The organism is Burkholderia sp. PU8-34 (genome assembly GCF_053427725.1).
This window is the reverse complement of sequence record NZ_JBSAXC010000063.1, coordinates 1-661: the sequence shown is the minus strand read 5'-3', so window position 1 is coordinate 661 and position 661 is coordinate 1. Positions and strand designations below refer to the sequence as shown.

The window sequence follows — 661 nt, the reverse complement described above, 5'->3', positions numbered from 1 at the left end:
TACGTTCCACGCATACATCGACGTAATGTCGTCCCGCTGATACTGATACAGCGTCTGGCCGACATTGTTGACGACCGTGCCGCCATAGCTCCCGTTGCCAACGGAACCGCTCTGCTGTGTACTCCCGATCCGGATCGACTTGCCCGCCGTGATCGCACTGTAATTGTTGTTCACCGTCCCGACGTTCGCCATGGTGATACTGCCGCCGGCCACGAGTTGCGCTTGCTGCGTTTGACTTACCACCTTGTCTTGCCTAATCGTGGACGTCGTATCACGCCAGATTTCGACACGCTGATAGCCCTTATGGCCGTCGCTTCGCGTCGCGTATTCCGTATCAGGCGCGTAGTTGATGTGCGGATCGTAGCCAGCCCAATAAACTGCCGTCACGGTGCCGTTTCCGTTGTCCGTCAGCGTGTTGTAGTAGAGCGTTTGCTGCTGCCCGTTGACGTTCACGACCAGTACGCGGTCGACGGCATTCGTGCCGTTCGATTCGGACACGACATCGCTTGTCGAATACGTCACCGTCTGTGGCGTTTTGTACGGTCCCGACCATGTCGCGTACGAGCACACGCCCCCCGCGGCGTTACCGGTCGGGCAACCGATGAACTGCTGTCGCTTGGTTTCGTGCTTGGTCGTCGTACTGGTCGTTTCGGTCGTAACC

At 58.2% G+C, this 661-nt stretch carries 1 protein-coding gene; it reads right to left on the bottom strand.

Going from position 1 to position 661, the window contains the following annotated elements; all coding sequences use genetic code 11:
• The coding region (locus ACV22Z_RS35700; RefSeq protein ID WP_448080936.1) for a hypothetical protein at positions 1-661 on the bottom strand (661 nt) is incomplete at both ends.